The sequence below is a fragment of the Pseudomonas sp. EA_65y_Pfl2_P78 genome (assembly GCF_963970495.1).
GTDB lineage: Bacteria > Pseudomonadota > Gammaproteobacteria > Pseudomonadales > Pseudomonadaceae > Aquipseudomonas > Aquipseudomonas baetica_A.
In genome coordinates this window covers 76,851-95,307 of sequence record NZ_CAXAON010000021.1, presented here as the reverse complement: position 1 = coordinate 95,307, position 18,457 = coordinate 76,851, and the positions used below count along the sequence as shown (strand labels likewise).

Annotated in this window: 14 protein-coding genes, 1 pseudogene and 2 riboswitches; of the genes and pseudogenes, 7 read left to right on the top strand and 8 right to left on the bottom strand. The window is 60.5% G+C overall.

Translation table 11 applies throughout. The features are described from left to right. Positions 1-251 (top strand): hypothetical protein (locus AACY02_RS16965; protein WP_339432939.1); only part of this gene is annotated, 251 nt, incomplete at its 5' end. 477 nt (positions 252-728) lie between these two features. On the opposite strand, the gene AACY02_RS16960 is transcribed toward AACY02_RS16965, so the two are convergent. Further along, positions 729-1,184: a M10 family metallopeptidase C-terminal domain-containing protein gene (locus tag AACY02_RS16960; RefSeq protein ID WP_339432937.1), complete on the bottom strand. Its 456-nt coding sequence runs from the start codon at positions 1,182-1,184 to the stop codon at positions 729-731. Between the two features lie 44 nt (positions 1,185-1,228). On the opposite strand from AACY02_RS16960, the pseudogene AACY02_RS16955 reads away from it, so the two are divergent. Together AACY02_RS16955 and AACY02_RS16950 are read left to right on the top strand one after the other, a co-directional pair. Next, positions 1,229-2,110 (top strand): annotated as a pseudogene (locus tag AACY02_RS16955) (HlyD family type I secretion periplasmic adaptor subunit); the annotation flags it as partial. Positions 2,111-2,120: 10 nt separating this feature from the next. After that, entirely contained in the window at positions 2,121-3,455 is a 1,335-nt protein-coding gene (locus tag AACY02_RS16950; protein WP_339432938.1) for a TolC family outer membrane protein, read from the top strand. 132 nt (positions 3,456-3,587) lie between these two features. Here AACY02_RS16950 and ptrR read toward each other — a convergent pair whose 3' ends face one another. Continuing rightward, entirely contained in the window at positions 3,588-4,466 is an 879-nt protein-coding gene (ptrR, locus tag AACY02_RS16945; RefSeq protein ID WP_221732771.1) for a putrescine utilization regulator PtrR, read from the bottom strand. Positions 4,467-4,569: 103 nt separating this feature from the next. Between ptrR and AACY02_RS16940 the strand changes: the two genes are divergently transcribed. Beyond that, entirely contained in the window at positions 4,570-5,961 is a 1,392-nt protein-coding gene (locus tag AACY02_RS16940; RefSeq protein WP_339432936.1) for an aldehyde dehydrogenase family protein, read from the top strand. 80 nt (positions 5,962-6,041) lie between these two features. Here the strand turns inward: AACY02_RS16940 and AACY02_RS16935 are convergent, their stop codons facing one another. The 6 genes from AACY02_RS16935 to cobW all read right to left on the bottom strand — a co-directional run bounded on the left by AACY02_RS16935 (position 6,042) and on the right by cobW (position 16,301). Beyond that, positions 6,042-7,601 carry a TerC family protein gene (locus AACY02_RS16935; protein ID WP_339432935.1) on the bottom strand — a complete coding sequence of 520 codons (1,560 nt, stop codon included), beginning with the start codon at positions 7,599-7,601 and terminating at the stop codon, positions 6,042-6,044. A 312-nt stretch (positions 7,602-7,913) separates the two neighbouring features. After that, positions 7,914-9,560, bottom strand: coding sequence for a phospholipase D-like domain-containing protein (locus AACY02_RS16930; RefSeq protein WP_339432934.1), 1,647 nt, complete (start codon positions 9,558-9,560; stop codon positions 7,914-7,916). 100 nt (positions 9,561-9,660) lie between these two features. Further along, a complete protein-coding gene (locus AACY02_RS16925) occupies positions 9,661-10,392 on the bottom strand; it encodes a vWA domain-containing protein (protein ID WP_339432933.1) in 732 nt (243 codons plus the stop codon). Next, positions 10,317-11,321, bottom strand: a complete 1,005-nt coding sequence (locus tag AACY02_RS16920) for an ATP-binding protein (protein ID WP_339432932.1) — start codon at positions 11,319-11,321, stop codon at positions 10,317-10,319. The genes AACY02_RS16925 and AACY02_RS16920 overlap by 76 nt, the downstream gene beginning before the upstream one ends. A 54-nt stretch (positions 11,322-11,375) precedes the next feature. Then, a complete protein-coding gene (gene cobN, locus AACY02_RS16915; protein ID WP_339432931.1) occupies positions 11,376-15,227 on the bottom strand; it encodes a cobaltochelatase subunit CobN in 3,852 nt (1,283 codons plus the stop codon). A 3-nt stretch (positions 15,228-15,230) separates the two neighbouring features. Continuing rightward, a complete protein-coding gene (cobW, locus tag AACY02_RS16910) occupies positions 15,231-16,301 on the bottom strand; it encodes a cobalamin biosynthesis protein CobW (RefSeq protein ID WP_339432930.1) in 1,071 nt (356 codons plus the stop codon). A 100-nt stretch (positions 16,302-16,401) separates the two neighbouring features. Beyond that, positions 16,402-16,615: riboswitch (cobalamin riboswitch) on the bottom strand. Between the two features lie 94 nt (positions 16,616-16,709). Next, a riboswitch (cobalamin riboswitch) is annotated at positions 16,710-16,932 on the top strand. A 124-nt stretch (positions 16,933-17,056) separates the two neighbouring features. On the opposite strand from cobW, the gene AACY02_RS16905 reads away from it, so the two are divergent. Genes AACY02_RS16905 through AACY02_RS16895 form a run of 3 tightly spaced genes read left to right on the top strand, consistent with a single transcriptional unit; the run spans position 17,057 to position 18,377 of the window. Further along, a complete protein-coding gene (locus tag AACY02_RS16905) occupies positions 17,057-17,254 on the top strand; it encodes a CbtB domain-containing protein (protein WP_339432929.1) in 198 nt (65 codons plus the stop codon). Positions 17,255-17,265: 11 nt separating this feature from the next. Beyond that, entirely contained in the window at positions 17,266-17,967 is a 702-nt protein-coding gene (locus AACY02_RS16900) for a CbtA family protein (protein ID WP_339432928.1), read from the top strand. Next, a complete protein-coding gene (locus AACY02_RS16895; RefSeq protein WP_339432927.1) occupies positions 17,964-18,377 on the top strand; it encodes a cobalamin biosynthesis protein in 414 nt (137 codons plus the stop codon). Before AACY02_RS16900 ends, AACY02_RS16895 begins: the two co-directional genes overlap by 4 nt. Positions 18,378-18,457 lie beyond the last annotated feature (80 nt).

Genomic DNA, 18,457 nt, shown 5'->3' with positions numbered 1-18,457 from the left:
TGGTCTGGCCAGACAAGAAACTGGGAGCCGATGGGCACTGTGATGTTGAACCCGGATCGGCAGCAGCAGACCGAGAAAAGAGCGGCATAGTTAGACGGCGACGCGACAACAACCTTGAAAAACGCCGCAGGCTCATCATTGTATTTATTGTCACGATCATACTCTCCAACTTAATCAGCTGTTCAGGTCAGCCACAAAACAGACTAAATTCTGCCAATAACTTTCTAACTTCGCTCACACCAAACCCTTAGAATCGGCGGCATCAATCACCTATTCACTCAACTTACGCACCAATAGAACAACAACTATGCATCCTGAATTTCAGATAAAAAACCCCCATTTGCACTGAATGTACATGAGGTTCGGAGTCCACTTTTTTTTCTGCGATTGCAGCGGCCGCCAAGGGTGACGTCCTGAATAATCTGAGGTTCATAATGCTTGAATGTTCAATTTTCGGGCGAACTACCGACAAACGGCAGCATCACTTAACGACTCATTAATCAACAACTTCCCTGTAATGCCCACGCCAGCTAGCCTGCTTTATTCACACGCAACTTCTCAGGTTTTATTGGATCCATTCAGTGTTAACTTGACGAGACAATAGCAAGACATTCCCATTTACAACACTAACCCAATGAAATGGTCATACTTTTGAAGCGCGCAAATGAGCAATTTACAGCTATAAAAACGCCCCGATCCTGGCGGGGCGCTCTTATTACATGAATGAATCAAACCACGCCGATAAAGTCACTCGCTGTCAGCGCAACATGCCCGACCAGATCGATCTGGAAGTCAGCACCGTTGCCATTGTTGACATTGCCCTCCACATAAGTGTGATCAACACCGCTGACACTGACGTAGTGGTATTTCAATTGCGCCTGGTTGTTGAACTCACTGCCCGCGCCATTCCACTCACCGAGGAACGTGAAATCCTGGTTTCCACCAGATCCGCCGCCGGAGGTACGCGCATCTATTTGTGACAGGTCGATGTGATCCTCTCCCTGGGTAAAGTCGGTAATGACGTCTCGACTCAAGGTGGACGTCCCTGAATCGCCCGTAGAGGTGAACACAAACATGTCGTTACCGGTCCCGCCGGTCAAGGTGTCACGGTTCGCGCCGCCCACCAGGGTGTCGTTGCCACCACCGCCAACGAGCGTGTCGTTACCTCCAAGCCCCATCAGCACGTTGTTTGCGTTATCACCGATCAGGCTGTTGGAGCCGCTGCTGCCTGCAACGCCACCTGTTCGCCACACGCCGCGCCAGTCTGGCCGGTGAAATGGACATCCTGCGTGAGTCACTCAATTCCGCCGACGCCCAGGTCAAAGGATTGCAACGCGTCTACAACGCCCGCTCATCACAGATCGGTTTCCTCAATCAGGAACTGGTGGGCGTGCGCCAACTCGCCGCCGAAGGCTATGTACCGCGCAATCGCATGCTGGAACTGGAGCGCACCGGTTCCGACCTGAACGCCTCACAGGCCGATAACCTGAACAACATCGCCCGCGCTCGAGGCCAGGCCGCCGACATCAAGTTGCGCATCTTTCAGCGCGAGTACGACTACCGCAAAGAAGTGCAGTCGCTGCTGGCCGATGTGCAGAAGGAGAACAGCGCCCTCACCGATCGCTTGCAAGCCTTGGATTATCAAGTGCAACACACGGTCATTCGCTCGCCCATCGACGGCGTGGTTCAGGGCCTGAACGTGTCGACGGTCGGCGGGGTGATTGCGTCAGGCTTCAAGATCATGGAAATCGTCCCCGCCCATGAGCCGCTGCAAATCGACGCGATGATTCCGGTGCAAGCCATCGACCGCATGAACCCGGGGCTGCCGGTGATGATTTCGTTTCCCGCGTTCAACCATGTGCAGACGCCCAACATCCCGGGGAAGGTGCAGACCATTTCTGCCGACCGCTTGATGAGCGAAGACAACAAACAACCCTATTACCTGGCGCAGATCGAAGTGACGGAGGCCGGGATGGCCATGCTGGGCAGCAATCACATTCGTGCGGGCATGCCCGCCTCGGTGACCATCAAGACCGGCGAGCGCAATATGCTGAGTTACCTGCTCAAGCCATTGCTCGACCGCGTCAATAGCGCATTCAAGGAGCAATGAAGTGGACGGCATCGGGCGGGTGATCGGGGTTGCTGCGCTGCTAGGACTGGCGCAATCGGCAACGGCACTGGACCTGCGCGAGTCGTGGAATCTGATGCAGTTTCAGGGCCCGACCTTCCTGTCTGCCGGTCACGAAAGGGATGCCGCCCAGGAAAACCGCGCCATCGGCAAATCCGGCCTGCTGCCGAAAATCGGCATCACCGCGTTCGACAACCACATCAACGGCACGCAAAAACAGCCGGACTTTTACGGCAACAGCCACACCAACGATCTGAACTACGCCTCGCGCGGTGCCACCCTGCAACTGCGCCAGCCACTGTTCAACAAACAGAAAATGGCCGAGTACCGCCAGGGCCAGTATCAGGCCGACTATGGCAACGCGGTGTTCGACAGCAAGGCACAGGATTCGGCGGTGCGCCTGGCCGGGCGTTACTTCGACGTGCTGCTGGCCCATGAAACCGCCAAACTGGCCAATGCCAAACTCAGCGCACTGAATGAGCAAGTGGCCTCGACTCAGCGCCGACGGCAGTTGGGGGACGGCACCGTGACCGATGTCGATGACGCGGTGGCCAGACGTGATCTCGCTCAGGCCGAACTGATCGAGGCCGAGGACAGCCTGGTCGTCGCCAGGCGCCAGTTGCAAGAGTACGTCGGTGAAGCACCCGACCAGATCGCCACATTGCAGGAGACCTTCCCCACCCCGCCGCTGCAGCCGGACAACCTGCAGGCGTGGATCATCCGCGCCGGCACCGACAACCCGTCGATCCGCGCCCGGCGCTTGAACGTCAACACCGCCGATGAAGAAGTGGCCAAAGCCAAGGCCGGTCACTGGCCAACCCTCGATCTGGTGCTGGGCTACACCGCCGCCGACAGCGAAACCCTGTCCACCCAGAATCAGCGCAACCGCTACACCTCGGCCGGAGTAGAGCTCAACATTCCGCTGTACAGCGGCGGATACGTCAGTGCCCGGGCCCGGCAAAGCGTCGCCACGCGAGACCAGGCGCAAGAGGATCTGAATGCAACACGCGAAGAAATCATCTCCGGCACAACCCGGGAATTTCGCGGTGTGCAAAGCGGTGAAGCGCGCATTCATGCATTGGAAAAAGCCGTCAGCTCCAGCGAGCGCTCGCTGCTGTCGTCAAAGAAAGGCTTCCTGGCAGGCAGCAGCACCAACATCGACATTCTCAACGCCCAGGAACAGATTTTCACCGCTCGTCGCGACCTGTTCGAAGCCAAGTTGCGCTACCTGCTGGCCAAGCTGCGTCTGGCGGCTGACGTCGGCGCATTGGGCGACGACGACATCGAAAGCGCCAACGCCTACCTGGGGCCTCGGCTGTCGTTCTGAACAACCCACGCCAGCCCCCGCCGCCCTCTGTTTTCGGCTGGCCGACGATTAGGCGTGGCACCACTGTTTGAGCCAACACCCCGGCTATTGACTGCGTGGTCGAAACGGTACGCCGTGACGAAAAGGGGTCAATCACTCCCCCGCACGTACCACACCGCGCTCCTCCAACAAGCGTACAAACATACTCAAACTGCGCGACACCGTGCCCCGTCGCCACACCAGCCAAGTGGTCAGGTAGCGAAAATCCGCCGCCAGCGGCCAGACACTGACCGTCGCGCTACCGGGCATGCTTTGCAGCATTTTGCGCGGCATCAGGGCCAGGCCGGCGCCGGCGCTGACGCAGGCGAGCATGCCGTGATAGGACTCCATCTCGAAGATCTTGCCGGGCACGGCAGCGTCGGTGCTGAACCATTTTTCGAAGTGATGGCGATAGGAGCAGTTGGATCGGAAGGCATAGATGTTCTCGCCATTCACATCCGCTGCGCGTTCGACCGGGGGGTGATTGAGCGGCGCAATGATGACCATTTCTTCCTCGAACGCGGGCACACCCTCCAGCGCGGGATGCAACACAGGGCCGTCGACAAAAGCGGCGGCGAGTCGACCGGACAGCACGCCTTCAATCATCGTCCCGGACGGGCCGGTGGACAGGTCCAGGTCGACTTTCGGATGAAGCTGGTTGTAGGCCGCGAGCAGTTCGGGGATTCGTACGGCGGCGGTGCTTTCCAGTGAGCCCAAGGGGAAAGCGCCCTGCGGTTCCTCACCGGCGACGGTGGCCCGTGCCTCTTGAACCAAATCAAGAATGCGCCGCGCATATTCGAGAAAACTCCACCCGGCCGGTGACAGGCGCAAGCGGCTTTTCTCGCGAATGAACAGATCGACGCCCAGATCCTGCTCAAGCTGCTTGATCCGCGTGGTCAGGTTCGACGGCACGCGATGAATCTGCGCAGCGGCGGCGCTGATGCTGCCGTGTTCGGCAACGGCTTTGAAGATTTCCAGCTGCACCAGATCCACAGTCATTCTCCAATCGTGAAAGAAACGATCTTTATTATTCAGTTTCCAGAAAACAAACACCACCCTACTCTAGGCCCATCCACTGAACACGCAGGACAACGCCATGAGCCAGATTTCCAGCCAGACCCACGCTATCTCGATCAACCCCGCCACCGGCGAGCAGATCGGCCATTACGCCTTTGAGTCCGCAGAAGCACTCGACGCCGCACTGACCCGCGCCGCTTACGGCTTCGGCAAGTGGAAACGCAAGCCACTGCAAGATCGCTCTCGCGCCCTGACCGCCCTGGCCGCTGCGCTGCGTGAAGGCGCCGAAGCCATGGCGACCATGATCACCCTGGAAATGGGCAAGCCTATCGCCCAGGCCCGCGGTGAAATTGAAAAATGCGCCAAGCTCTGCGAGTGGTACGCCGAACACGGCCCGGCCATGCTCGACGCTGAACCGACCCAGGTAGAAGGCGGCAAAGCGCGTATCGAATATCGCCCGCTCGGCCCGATCCTGGCGGTGATGCCATGGAACTTCCCGATCTGGCAAGTGCTGCGCGGCGCGGTACCGGCGCTGATCGCCGGCAACACTTATGTGCTCAAACATGCGCCGAACGTGATGGGCAGCGCCTATCTGTTGCGCGACGCTTTCACCCGTGCCGGATTTGCCGACGGCGTGTTTGAAGTGATCAACGTCACCCCCGAAGGCGTTTCCACCGCCATCGCCGACCCACGCATTGCCGCCGTCACCCTGACCGGCAGCGTCCGCGCCGGCATGGCCATCGGTGCTCAGGCCGGGGCCGCGTTGAAAAAATGCGTACTGGAACTGGGCGGCTCCGACCCATTCATCGTGCTCAACGATGCGGATCTGGACGAAGCCGTACAAGCCGCCGTCATCGGTCGCTACCAGAACTCCGGCCAGGTCTGCGCCGCCGCCAAACGGCTGATCATCGAAGAAGGCGTCGTTGAAGAATTCACCCGCAAATTCGTCGAAGCCACACGCACGTTGAAGGTGGGCGATCCGTTGGCGGCTGACACGTACATCGGCCCGATGGCGCGTTTCGATCTGCGCGACGAACTGGATCAACAAGTACGCGACACTCTCGAAGAAGGCGCGACGTTGCTGCTGGGCGGCGGCAAGTCTGAGGGTGTGGGCAACTATTACCAGCCCACCGTGCTGGCGGATGTCACCGACCGCATGACCTCGTTCAAACAGGAACTGTTCGGCCCGGTCGCCTCGATCATCACCGCCCGCGATTGTGCCCATGCCGTGGCGCTGGCGAACGACAGCGAGTTCGGCCTGACCGCAACGATCTACACCGCCAACGTGCAACTGGCCCAGCAACTGACCAGCGAACTGGACACCGGCGGCGTGTTCATCAACGGTTACTCCGCCAGCGATCCACGCGTGACCTTCGGCGGCGTGAAGAAGAGTGGTTTCGGTCGCGAGCTGTCGCACTTCGGCGTGCGCGAGTTCTGCAATGCGCAGACCGTGTGGCTGGATCGCAAATAACCCGCCCCCTGCGCCGCAGTAACCTGTGGGAGCGGGTTTGCTCGCGAAGAGGCCGGTAAAGTCAGCGTAATACGTTGCTATTACGCCGACTCGCGCACCAGCAACACCCGCGTCACTCGCCGTTCCTCAACAGCCTTGACGGTCATCTGCCAGCCTTCATATTCCAGGCGATCACCAATCATCGGCAGCCGATCCAGCAAGCTCATCACCAAACCGGCAACCGTCTGATAATCCTCGGTCGGTTCGGCACCGAAACCGGTGCGCTGGCGCACGCGCGCCAGGTTCAATGCACCACTGACGATGAAGCCACCCTGCTCTTCCACCACATCTGGCCCTTCGACTTCGCTGGCATCAGGCAGCTCGCCGGCAATCGACTCGAGAATGTCGGTCATGGTCAACACCCCCACAAAATCGCCGAATTCGTTGACCACAAAGGCAATGTGGGTCGACGCGGCGCGCATCTGTTCCAGCGCATTGAGGATCGAATAGCTGTCGAGCAGGTTGATGGTCTTGCGCGCCAGGTGTTCCAGGTTTGGCTCAGTACCGGCCAGGTACTCCTTGAGCAGCTCCTTCTTGTGCACGAAGCCCAGCGGCTCATCCACCACGCCATCGCGGATCAGCGGCAGGCGCGAGTAGGACGAGTGCATCAACTTCGTGCGAATCGCATCGGCATCGTCGGCCAAATCAATGGTGTCAACGTCGGCGCGCACGGTCATCAGGCCACGGATCGGCCGTTCGGCCAATTGCAGCACGCCGCTGATCATCACCCGTTCACGTCGGTCGAACAGCTCGGCGCCTGGTGCGTCGCCATCGTCCAGCAGGTCAGAGATTTCCTCGCCGACCTCCTCCACCGCCAATTTACGTCCACCCAGCAAACGCAATACCGCATGCGCGGTGCGCTCACGCATCGGACGCAGCCCCTGCATCGAACGCTTGCGGCGAGCCCGTGCGATCTGGTTGAACACCTCGATCAGGATCGAGAAACCAATGGCGGCGTAGAGGTAGCCTTTCGGGATGTGGAAGCCCAGACCTTCAGCGGTCAAGGCAAAACCGATCATCATCAGAAAGCCCAGACACAGCATGATCACCGTCGGGTGTGCGTTGACGAAGCGTGTCAGCGGCTTGCTCGCAACAATCATCAGGCCGATGGAAATGATCACCGCGATCATCATCACCGCCAGCTCATCGACCATGCCCACCGCGGTAATCACCGCGTCCAGAGAGAACACCGCGTCGAGCACGACGATCTGCGCAACGATCGGCCAGAACAGCGCATAAGCAGTATTCGTCGAACGTTCGCCGACATGGCCTTCAAGACGCTCGTGCAACTCCATCGTGGCTTTGAACAACAGGAACACGCCACCGAACAGCATGATCAAGTCACGGCCGGAGAAGCTCTTGTCAAACACCTCGAACAACGGCTGCGTGAGCGTGACCAGCCAGGAAATACTCGCCAGCAAGCCCAGGCGCATGATCAACGCCAACGACAGACCAATAATGCGTGCACGATCACGCTGATGCGGCGGCAGTTTGTCCGCAAGGATTGCGATGAACACCAGGTTGTCGATACCCAGCACCAGTTCCAGCACGATCAAAGTCAACAAGCCTAACCAGGCCGTGGGATCCGCTAACCATTCCATAAAACGTCTCTGTCTCTCTTCAGTGAATTCAGGCTGCCGGACACGGCAAGGCGCAACGCGAAAGCTCAATGGCTGCGTTATCAACGATAGTCGGGAGTCGGAAGACTGGATACTGCGAGTGCGTCAAGACCGCGCCGTGGCGCGAGGGGAAGCTGTAACTGGGAGGTTCCGAGAGGGTGTTCATGTAAATCCTGCATGAAAAAAGGATTTGGAGCGTACAGCCTGGAGTCACTTTTCTTACAGCCTGAAATCATTTCAAAATCTGTATTTCTTGAAAAATACGTCGTTTCGAACGGCCTCAATAACAACGACTTAGCGCCCGGCAAATCGCAGGCGCGACAACTCACGCAAATCCCCTTGGACGTAATAATCGTTAGCCCAACTGTCATCCACCGCCAACGGCCGCACCTGCTTCAATGCCAGTTTCTTCGCGAAATAACGAAACCGGTAATGCTCGTAGAACCGCAGCAACTCCAACCCATAACGATCCGCCAGATCGGTATCGCCGCGAATGATCAGGTAGTTTTCGTCATTGCCGTTGCTGGCCGAGGCGCTGAGGTTATGGCTGCCGCTGATGAGGGTCGGCGTGTCAGTGGTGAAGTCAGTCAACACCACTTTGGTGTGCACCAACAGATTGCCCTTCTGGCCTTTCATGTTTTCGCGTAGCCAACCCTCCAAACCGGTGTTGAGTAACGCCGTGGCGGCGAATTCGGCACTACGATCGGCATGGAACCCGGTGATGCGGCTGGTCGTGTTTTGCAGGCCGAAGCGCAGGATGTCGTCATGGGGTTGGCCAAGCAAGGCATTGAGGATCGCGTCAGGCAACGCGAAGGCGGTGACGAACAACACGTCCTTCTTCGCCGACTCGATGATCTCGACGAACTCGCTCAAATCCGCACCGCCCGTGCGCGGCGAGAAACCGGTGAACAGCGGCTGCGTGGCGTCCATCGGGTTGTGTTCGGTGATCCACGCACGGGTCGCGCCGACATCTGCCGGTGTCGCCCAGACTTCCTCGAAGGTTTGCAGATAGCGGGTGCTGACCGCCACCTCATCGAGCACATGCACAACATTGGCCTGACGATAAACACCGTTGGCGGTGAAATTGGTGCTGCCGCACAGCACTGCCTGCGGCTGGCGTTGACCCGCGGCATCGACACGGCTGAGGACGATGAATTTGTTGTGAAAGATATTGTGGGTGACCCGCCCACGTTTACTCGTCGCCGGCAGCTTCGCAAGACTCGCCTCGTTGAGAGTGGTGTCGTCGTCATCGGGGCGGGCGTGATACAGCACTCGCACCCGCACGCCCCGTTCGAACGCAGCGTTCACGGCATCGACGATGGCTTGCAGTTGGTATTCATAAATCGCGATGTCCAGCGCCCACTCACCATCGGTGGCGCGCGCGATAAACCCCAGCAAGCGCCCGAGCAAGCCGTTTTCCAGCCATTGCCGTGCCGCATCGGGCCAGGCTTCGATGGGCATGTTCTTGTTAGCGCTAAGTTGCGCATCGAGATCGGGAAACTTGCGCTGGAAGGCCTGACTGGCGGCCACCGCGCGATTGAAAATCACACGCTGGTTGGCCGGATGACCATCGTCTGAAGTAATGGTCAACTCGAGCGACTCGCCCAGTTGCGGCGCATCCGGCGTGCCATAAGCCAGGTGAACGCGATAGTGAATCGTCATCCCCGGATTGACCGCGTAATCGGCCCAGCGAAATTTTTGCAGCGGCGCCTTATCGCTGGGGGTGGCGTGAAACTGCGCAAACGTGTGGGCTTTGCCGGGGAAGGTCAGGCTGTTGAAGAGAAACAGCCAAGGCTTGTCGCCCTGCTGCTTTTCGATGGCAAACCCGAGCAGGCCTTGGCGACGTGGCTCGGCGAGGTCCATTGCCAGCAGCACGCCGTTGGTGCCGGCGTAAGCCTTGACGCGAAAATCGTCCTCAGGGTTGGTGACCAGCATTCGCATCGCTCACTCCTTGTGATTGGGCTGGGTTGGAGCATAGAGCAGTGGTTCGAATTATGTCGGCAGATCTGAAGCCGAGTGGCCTTGTCAGCCGCTGCAGGTTTCAGAGGTCATCGATATGCCGATACTCCGCCCCCAGCGTCCCTGCCAGATCCTTCGCCCGGCCCAAACGGATCGGTCCGCGCTCGATATCGATCAACAGCCCCGGACAGTCCAGCGCCGGCAACCCGGTCCACGCCCTCAAACGCCCATCCGTCACCACCAGCAAACGCTGTTGCTCGACAGGAAAGCGCTTGCCCCGCATCGTCAGCCACTGCTGCGCCTGCGTCAACGCCGCGAGCAACGGCGTCCCGCCCCCCGCGCCCAACCCATCCAGCCAGACACGCAAACCGCTTGAGGCCTTCAGCCCTTGTACCTGCCATTTGGGCACCGCACCACTGGCGGTCAGCAACGCCAGCCGCGCACGCTGGCGATAGGCGTCGTCGAACAGTTGCGCGAGCAGGCCCTTGGCATCGCTCAGTGCGTTATGACGGCGGGTCGAGGCCGAGGCATCGACGATCACCAGCCACAATTCCTGGGGTAAACGGGTGCGCAGTTGAAACAGCAGATCTTCACGTTTTTGCGGACGACCATTGAGCAACGTGCCCGGCCAGTTGACCGAGCCACTGCGAGCCGCATGACGTTTACCCTGGCGTCCGTTGTCGAGTTGTCCGGCGCGGGGTCTGGCATTCGCCCCCGCGTCGGATCGGGGGCGAATGCCTACATCTTTTTTGGCCAGCTCGGCACTTCGCGACGGCTGCCGGTGGCGAGCGCTGGTGCCTGCATGTCGCCCCACTGGCCCTGCCCTTCGTCCGGGTTGGCCTGCGCGTTTGACGGCGATTGCGCGGCTTGTTGCTGAGAACTCGACGGGCCTTGTTCACGACGACGGTGGCGCAAGGCAAATTCCGCCACCGCGTCGATGTCCTCCTCGGCGATGGCCGTGGCGCCGCGCCATGCGGCATGGGCCCGGGCTGCGCGCAACCACACGAGGTCGGCACGCAGACCATCGACGCCAGCGACAAAGCAGCGCTCGGTGATTTGCGCCAGTGCCGCATCATCCAGAGGAATGCCGGCCAAGGTGCTGCGGGCGGTTTCACAGCGCTCGCGAAGGGCTTGCTGCGCGGTTTCCCACAGAGCGCAGAACGCGTGTGGGTCGCTGTCGAAATCCAGTCGCCGACGGATGATCTGACCGCGCTCGGTCGGTGCGGTGTGGCCGCTAAGGGCAACGTTCAAGCCGAAGCGGTCGAGCAGTTGCGGGCGCAACTCACCCTCCTCCGGGTTCATGGTGCCAATCAGGACGAACTTCGCCGAATGCCGATGGGAGATGCCGTCGCGCTCGATCAGGTTGGTGCCGCTGGCCGCGACGTCGAGCAGCAGATCCACCAAATGATCGGGCAAAAGGTTCACTTCATCGACGTACAGCACGCCGCCGTCAGCCTTGGCCAGCACCCCGGGGGAAAACTGAGCCCGGCCATCGCTCAGGGCCGCGTCGAGATCGAGAGTACCGACCAGACGTTCTTCGGTGGCGCCCAGCGGAAGCGTGATGAACTGGCCGCTGGCGAGCAGATCCGCAAGGCCACGGGCCAGGGTGGACTTGGCCATGCCGCGTGGGCCTTCGATCAGCACACCACCGATTTTCGGGTCGATGGCGGTGAGGCACAGGGCGAGTTTCAAATCATCGGCGCCGACCACGGCGGAGAGTGGGAAATGCGGGGTGTCGGTCATTATCAGTACTCGGTCATGGTCGGTGAAATGCTTCCACATTTGAAATGAGCTGCATCAGGTGTCTTCTTCTATGTCCAGCAGCAGATTTTCGAGAGCCTCTTTATAGGCGCCCGGCGCCTGCCACATCCCCCGCTGTTGCGCTTCGAGCATGCGCTCGGTCATGTCGCGCAGTGCGTGGGGATTATGCTCGCGAACAAAATCCCGGGTGGCCGGATCAAGCAGATAAGCATCGGCCAGCAATGCGTATTGATGATCGTCGATCAATTGCGTCGTCGCGTCGAAGGCAAACAGGTTATCCACGGTCGCCGCCATTTCAAACGCGCCTTTATAGCCGTGGCGTTTGACCCCGTCGATCCATTTCGGGTTCGCTGCCCGCGAGCGGATCACCCGGTTGAGCTCCTCCTTCAAGGTGCGGATCTTCGGCAGATCCGGCTGACTATGATCGCCGTGATAACTCGCCGCTGCTTCGCCGCGCAGGCTTTCCACGGCAGCGAGCATGCCGCCCTGGAACTGGTAATAATCGTTGGAATCGAGCAAGTCGTGCTCGCGGTTGTCCTGGTTCTGCAATACCGCTTGCACCTGACTCAAACGCTGAACGAATTGTTCGCGAGCTGCGGTGCCTTCGTCGGAGCCACCATAGGCATAAGCCCCCCAGTTCACATAAACCTCGGCCAGATCCTCGCGGGTCTGCCACAGACGACCGTCGATGGCGCCCTGCACGCCTGCGCCGTAAGCGCCGGGCTTGGCCCCGAAAATACGCCAACCGGCCTGGCGCCGTGCAGCGTCTTCATCGAGGCCCGATTGCAACAGGGCTTCGCGTTCGGCGCGCACTTTGGCCGCCAAAGGATTGAGATCGTCCGGTTCATCCAGCGCTGCCACCGCTTGCACCGCCGCGTCGAACAAGCGGATCAGGTTGGCAAACGCATCGCGGAAAAACCCGGACACCCGCAGTGTCACGTCAACCCGAGGGCGATCCAGCAGACTCAGCGGCAGGATCTCGAAATCATCGACCCGCTGACTGCCCGTGGCCCACACCGGCCGCACCCCCATCAGCGCCATGGCCTGGGCGATGTCGTCGCCACCGGTACGCATGGTCGCGGTGCCCCACACCGACAGGCCGAGCTGACGCAGGTGGTCACCGTGATCCTGCAAATGTCGTTCGAGAATCAGTGTCGCGGACTGGAACCCGATGCGCCACGCGGTGGTGGTCGGCAGGTTGCGCACATCGACCGAGTAGAAGTTGCGCCCGGTCGGCAGCACGTCGAGCCGGCCTCGACTTGGCGCGCCGCTCGGGCCGGCGGGGACGAAGCGCCCGCTCAAGGCATCGAGCAGGCCGCGCATTTCCGCCGGGCCGCAGGCGTCCAGGCGCGGAGCGACCACTTCGTGCAGCGCCTGGATAATCGCATTCACGTCAGACCCACCCGGTCCCTGTGGGAGCGAGCTTGCTCGCCAAAGCGGTGTGTCAGTGCAAGCAGTGTTGGCCGACACGACACCTTCGCGAGCAAGCCCGCTCCAACAGGCGATTTGCAGTGTTTGGGAGATCAGTTCTGTGGCCAACAGTTCGAGGCGTTCGCGGGTATCGCCGGCGGTGCGCCAGACGTCATTGCTGACCTGTTGCAGTTGCTCTGGACGCGGACCAACCCACGGATCGGCCAATGCACAGTCCAACGGATCAAAACCCAGTTCAAATGCCTTGGCCAACGCCCGCAGCAGGCTCGACTGCGCACCTTTGCCGTCACCGCGTGGAATGCGCAGCAGCGCCAACAACGTATCGATGCGCAAACGCCCGGTTGGCGACTCGCCGAAGATGTGCAGGCCATCGCGGATCTGCGATTCCTTCAAATCGCACAAATAAGTGTCCAGACGCGGCAGCCAGATTGCCGCGTCGGCATCGCTGTCCAGCGCCGTGTCCAGTTGCAGTTCGCGATCAATTTGCGTGTCGCGCACCAATTGCAGAATGTCGCGCTGCAACTCACGGGCACGACGCGGATCGAGCAGTTGCGCCTCGTAATATTCGTCCGCCAACAGCTCCAGATTACGCAGCGGGCCATAGGTTTCGGCGCGGGTCAGCGGTGGCATCAGATGATCGATGATCACCGCTTGTGTACGCCGTTTGGCTTGAGCGCCCTCGCCCGGGTCATTGACGATAAACGGATAGATATTCGGCAGTGGCCCGAGCAACGCGTCCGGCCAGCAATTCTCCGAGAGCCCGACGCCTTTGCCCGGCAACCATTCGAGGTTGCCGTGCTTGCCGACGTGAATCACGCCGTGGGCGCTGTACGTGTTGCGCAGCCAGAAATAGAAGGCCAGATAACCGTGTGGCGGCACCAGATCCGGGTCGTGGTACACCGCACTCGGATCAACCTGATACCCCCGCGCCGGCTGGATGCCGATGAAGGTCAGGCCAAAGCGCAGGCCGGCGATCATCATTCGCCCGTCACGGCACATCGGGTCTTTTTGCGGCGCCCCCCAACGCTCAACCACCGCGGCACGATTGGCTTCGGGCAGCGCGTTGAACATTGTCATGTAATCGTCCATCGCCAGACTTTGCAGGCATGGACGCTGGTCAATCGTGTCGAGGTCATTGCTGACTCCACCGAGCAACTGCTGGATCAACTCAGTGCCGCTGTCCGGCAGCTCGGCGGTTATCGGATAACCCTCAGCCTGCAACGCTCGAAGAATATTCAGCGCGGCTGCCGGCGTGTCGAGGCCAACGCCGTTACCGATACGCCCGTCGCGGGTCGGGTAGTTGGCGAGGATCAGCGCAATGCGCTTCTCGGTGTTCGGTACCCGCGCGAGATCAATCCAGCGGCGCGCCAGTTCGGCGACAAAATCCATGCGCTCGGGTTGCGCCCGGTAGCAGACCACATCGGATTGGCTACGCTCGCTGCGCCAGGCCAGATCCTTGAAACTGATCGGGCGGCTGATGATGCGTCCGTCGAGTTCCGGCAACGCAATGTGCATTGCCAGGTCCCGTGGCCCGAGGCCTTGCTCGCTGTCGCGCCAGCCTGGTTCGTTGTCCTGGGCACAGATCGCCTGGATCACCGGGATGTTGCGGCGAAACGGCCGCAGATGCGGCGCTTCCGGGCTCGACTGAGCGAAACCGGTGGTGTTGAGAATCACCCCTGCCTCAACTTCATCCAGCCAATCCTCGACCATCGACAGGCAGCCGGGTTCTTTCAGACTGGCCACCGCTATAGGCAGCGGATTGAGTCCCGCTGCCTGCAAGCGCTGACAGAAAACATCGATGAACGCGGTGTTCGCCGCTTGCAAATGCGAGCGGTAAAACAGCACCGCCGCAACCGGTTGATCGGCCAGCCAATCGGCTTGTTGCCAGTCACTCAGTGCGGCGGCGTTTTTATGCGGATGGTAAATCGCTGTGCGCGGCAGGGGTTGCGGCTCGGCCCAGGCGTAATCGCGTGCGAGCCAGCGGTTGGCCAGACAATGAAAGAAATCCAGCGCATTGCCCATGCCGCCCTGTCGCAAGAACTGCCAGAGCCGGTCGCGGTCGACCGCGCCGACGGTGCTCAGCTCACTGAGTTCCGGGTCGGGGCGATCGCAGCCCGGCACCATAATCACCTGCACACCACGCTCGGCCAGCTCGACCAGACGCTCGACACCGTAGCGCCAATAGGCAATGCCTCCGTGCAGCGAGATCAGAATCACCTTGGCATGGCGCAACACTTCATCGACATACAGATCGACCGAGGCGTGATTCTGCACCTGCATCGGGTTGGCCAGGCGCAGGCTCGGATAATCCTCGGGCAATTGCTGCGCCGCTTCGGCGAGCAACGCCAGGCTGGAGTCGCCGCTGCACAGGATCACCAGTTCGGCGGGGGTTTGCCCAAGGTCGGCAATGTTGTCATCCGACACGAAACCGCCGGGCTGGGTCCTGAGCAGGTGCATGGCTTAAACGCTGAGTGCGGCGCGAAGTTGCGCTTCGAGTTGAGTGGCGTCGAGTTCCTGACCGATCAGTACCAGACGGGTGACGCGCGCTTCATCGGCGCCCCACTGCCGGTCGAAATGCTTGTCGAAACGCGTGCCCACGCCTTGAATCAGCAAACGCATCGGTTTGTTCGGTATCGCCGCGAAACCCTTGACGCGCAGGATACCGTGCTGGACCACCAGTTGCGTCAGCGCATCGAGCAGCAGGCTTTCGTCGGCTTGCGGCAGTTCGATGGAGATCGAATCGAAGGCGTCGTGATCGTGGTCATCGTGGTCGTCATCACCGTCGTGGTGATGATCGTGATGGCTGTGGCGGCTGTCGATATGCTCTTCAGAGCCTGCCCCCAGACCGATCAGCACGTCCAACGGCACGCGACCGTTGCTGGCCTCGATGATCTTCACCGCTGGCGGCAGCTCTTCGGCGACTTCGAGGCGCACCCGGGCCAGATCTTCAGGGCTGGTCTGGTCGGCCTTGTTGAGGATCACCAGATCGGCGCTGGCCAGTTGGTCGGCGAACAGTTCGTGCAAGGGCGACTCGTGATCCAGGTTCGGATCGAGTTTGCGCTGGGCATCGACCTGATCCGGGAACGCAGCAAAAGTGCCAGCGGCCACGGCCGGGCTGTCGACCACGGTGATCACCGCATCAACGGTGCAGGCGCTGCGGATTTCCGGCCACTGAAAGGCTTGTACCAGCGGTTTTGGCAGGGCCAGGCCCGAAGTTTCGATGAGAATGTGGTCGAGGTCGCCGCGGCGGGCCACCAGTTCGCGCATCACCGGGAAAAACTCTTCCTGCACCGTGCAGCACAGGCAACCGTTGGCCAGTTCATAAACGCGGCCGGTGGCTTCTTCTTCGGTGCAGCCGATGGTGCACTGTTTGAGGATTTCACCGTCGATGCCCAACTCACCGAATTCATTGACGATCACCGCGATGCGACGGCCCTGTGCGTTGTCGAGCATGTGTCGCAACAACGTGGTTTTACCCGAACCGAGGAAGCCGGTGACGATGGTGACGGGGAGTTTGGCCAGTGTTTTCATCGATATGCCCTTTGGCAAGGTGGCGGGCATACGGGACGAGAACCGGCAACGCGCGTGCGCGCCGGAAGCGTTCGCCACCGGATCACCCCGCCCGGTTGTAGTGAGAAACTGTGACGAGGCAGGTCTCCTGGCTGACGGCGTTCAGGCGCTGGGCCTGGCATTCACTGCGCCTTCCCGCTGGCGCCTTGTGCAAGGGCTGGCAGTGGCGTGGCAGTGAACTTCACCGTTCACAGTTGCGGGGGCAGCCGCGGCATTGACCGCGTTCCCTTCTTAGCTTCGGCCAGTGCCGAAGAACCTCGAAAGCACAAGGCTACGCATGGCTTGCTGATGGGTCAATGTTTGGATTGGGATTGGGTTTGAGGGCATATCCAACCCATCCAATTGACTCAAATCCCCCACCCATGCTCTCCTACACAACTTGTTACGGGTGCCCTTCACAGGGTGAAACGGGAAACCGGTGAATCATGTGCTTTACTCAAGCCCATGTCAGTCCGGTGCTGCCCCCGCAACGGTAAGCGAGCGAAGCATCAGATCCACTGTGCCGATACGGCATGGGAAGGAGATGCTTGCAGGTCGGGCCCAGCGCCAACCCCTCGTGAGCCCGGAGACCGGCCCGCAACACACAGCACGCATACCTTTTGTGTCGCTGAACATAACAAACCCGCGGTGGGCGGGCGCTGTTCGAACCCCTGCGTACTCGCACGCCGGGGCTTCATGCGCTCGACTGCCTCGCTGACATTCCAGAGGGAAGCGCCATGTCGATCATCAGCAGCACCGGCAGCAACACGGACAAAATCTCCAGCACCACCACCCTGAGCCAACGCCTGACCGCCGCTGTTTTCGCGTCGATTGTGGGTGCGGGCCTCGTCTACTTCGCCGGTTTCTCGCACATCGAAGCCGTGCACAACGCCGCCCACGATACCCGCCACAGCGCCGCGTTCCCGTGCCACTGAGGCCTGCCGACATGATCAAGCGAATTGCACAAACGGCAGGTTTCAGCGGTCTGCTGGCCGCCCTGCTTCTCACTCTGCTGCAAAGCTTCTGGGTTTCGCCGCTGATTCTGCAGGCAGAAACCTTCGAGAAATCCGAACCGGTGGCACAAGTCCACGAACACGCCGCCGGCTCTGCTGCGCACACCCACGATAGCGAAGCCTGGGAGCCGGAAGATGGCTGGCAGCGCGTGGTCTCGACCACCGGCGGCAATCTGGTGGTCGCCGTGGGATTCGCCCTGATGCTCGCGGGGCTCTACACCCTGCGTGCGCCGACCAAAACCTCGCAAGGTCTGCTTTGGGGACTGGCCGGTTACGCAACGTTCGTACTCGCCCCCACCCTTGGCCTACCGCCTGAGCTGCCGGGCACCGCTGCCGCAGATCTGGCCTCACGGCAGACGTGGTGGATCGGCACTGCCGCCTCTACTGCGGTCGGCCTCGCCCTGATAGCGTTCAGCCGTCACTGGCTGATGAAGATCCTCGGTGTGGCGATCCTTGCGGTGCCACATGTGATCGGCGCGCCACAACCACAAGTGCATTCGATGCTGGCCCCTGAAGCATTGGAAGCTCAGTTCAAAATCGCTTCGCAGCTGACCAACGTGGCGTTCTGGCTGGCCCTTGGCCTGATCAGTGCGTGGTTGTTCCGCCGCAAAAGCGATGGCCAATACCACGCATGACCCGAGACAGTGCAGCGCCGACCTTAGTGGTCGGCCTGGGCTGCCAGCGCGGCTGCCCTGCCAGCACGCTGCGCGCGTTACTCGATCAGGCCTTGCAAGCGCATCGCATCGAGCTTGGAGCGGTCAAAGCCTTGGCCAGTATCGATTTGAAACGCGATGAACCCGGGCTGCAGGAACTTGCTGCACAATTGGCCTTGCCATTGCGCTACTTCAGCCGCGAAGAATTGGCCAATTACCAGCAACGGCTCAGTCACCATTCACAGATCGCCTACGAACGCACCGGTTGCTATGGAGTGGCAGAGAGCGCGGCTTTGGCGCTGGCTGAACAGTTGATTCAGGCACCGGCAAAACTGCTGATATCCCGGCAGAAATACGCTCAGGCAACATTGGCATTGGCTGGCGCTGCGTAAAATCCCGATAATCCTCGTCTTTGATCATGAGCAATCTTCATCTGAAGCATTGCCCCGCCGCGCTTTTCACAGGATTCCTA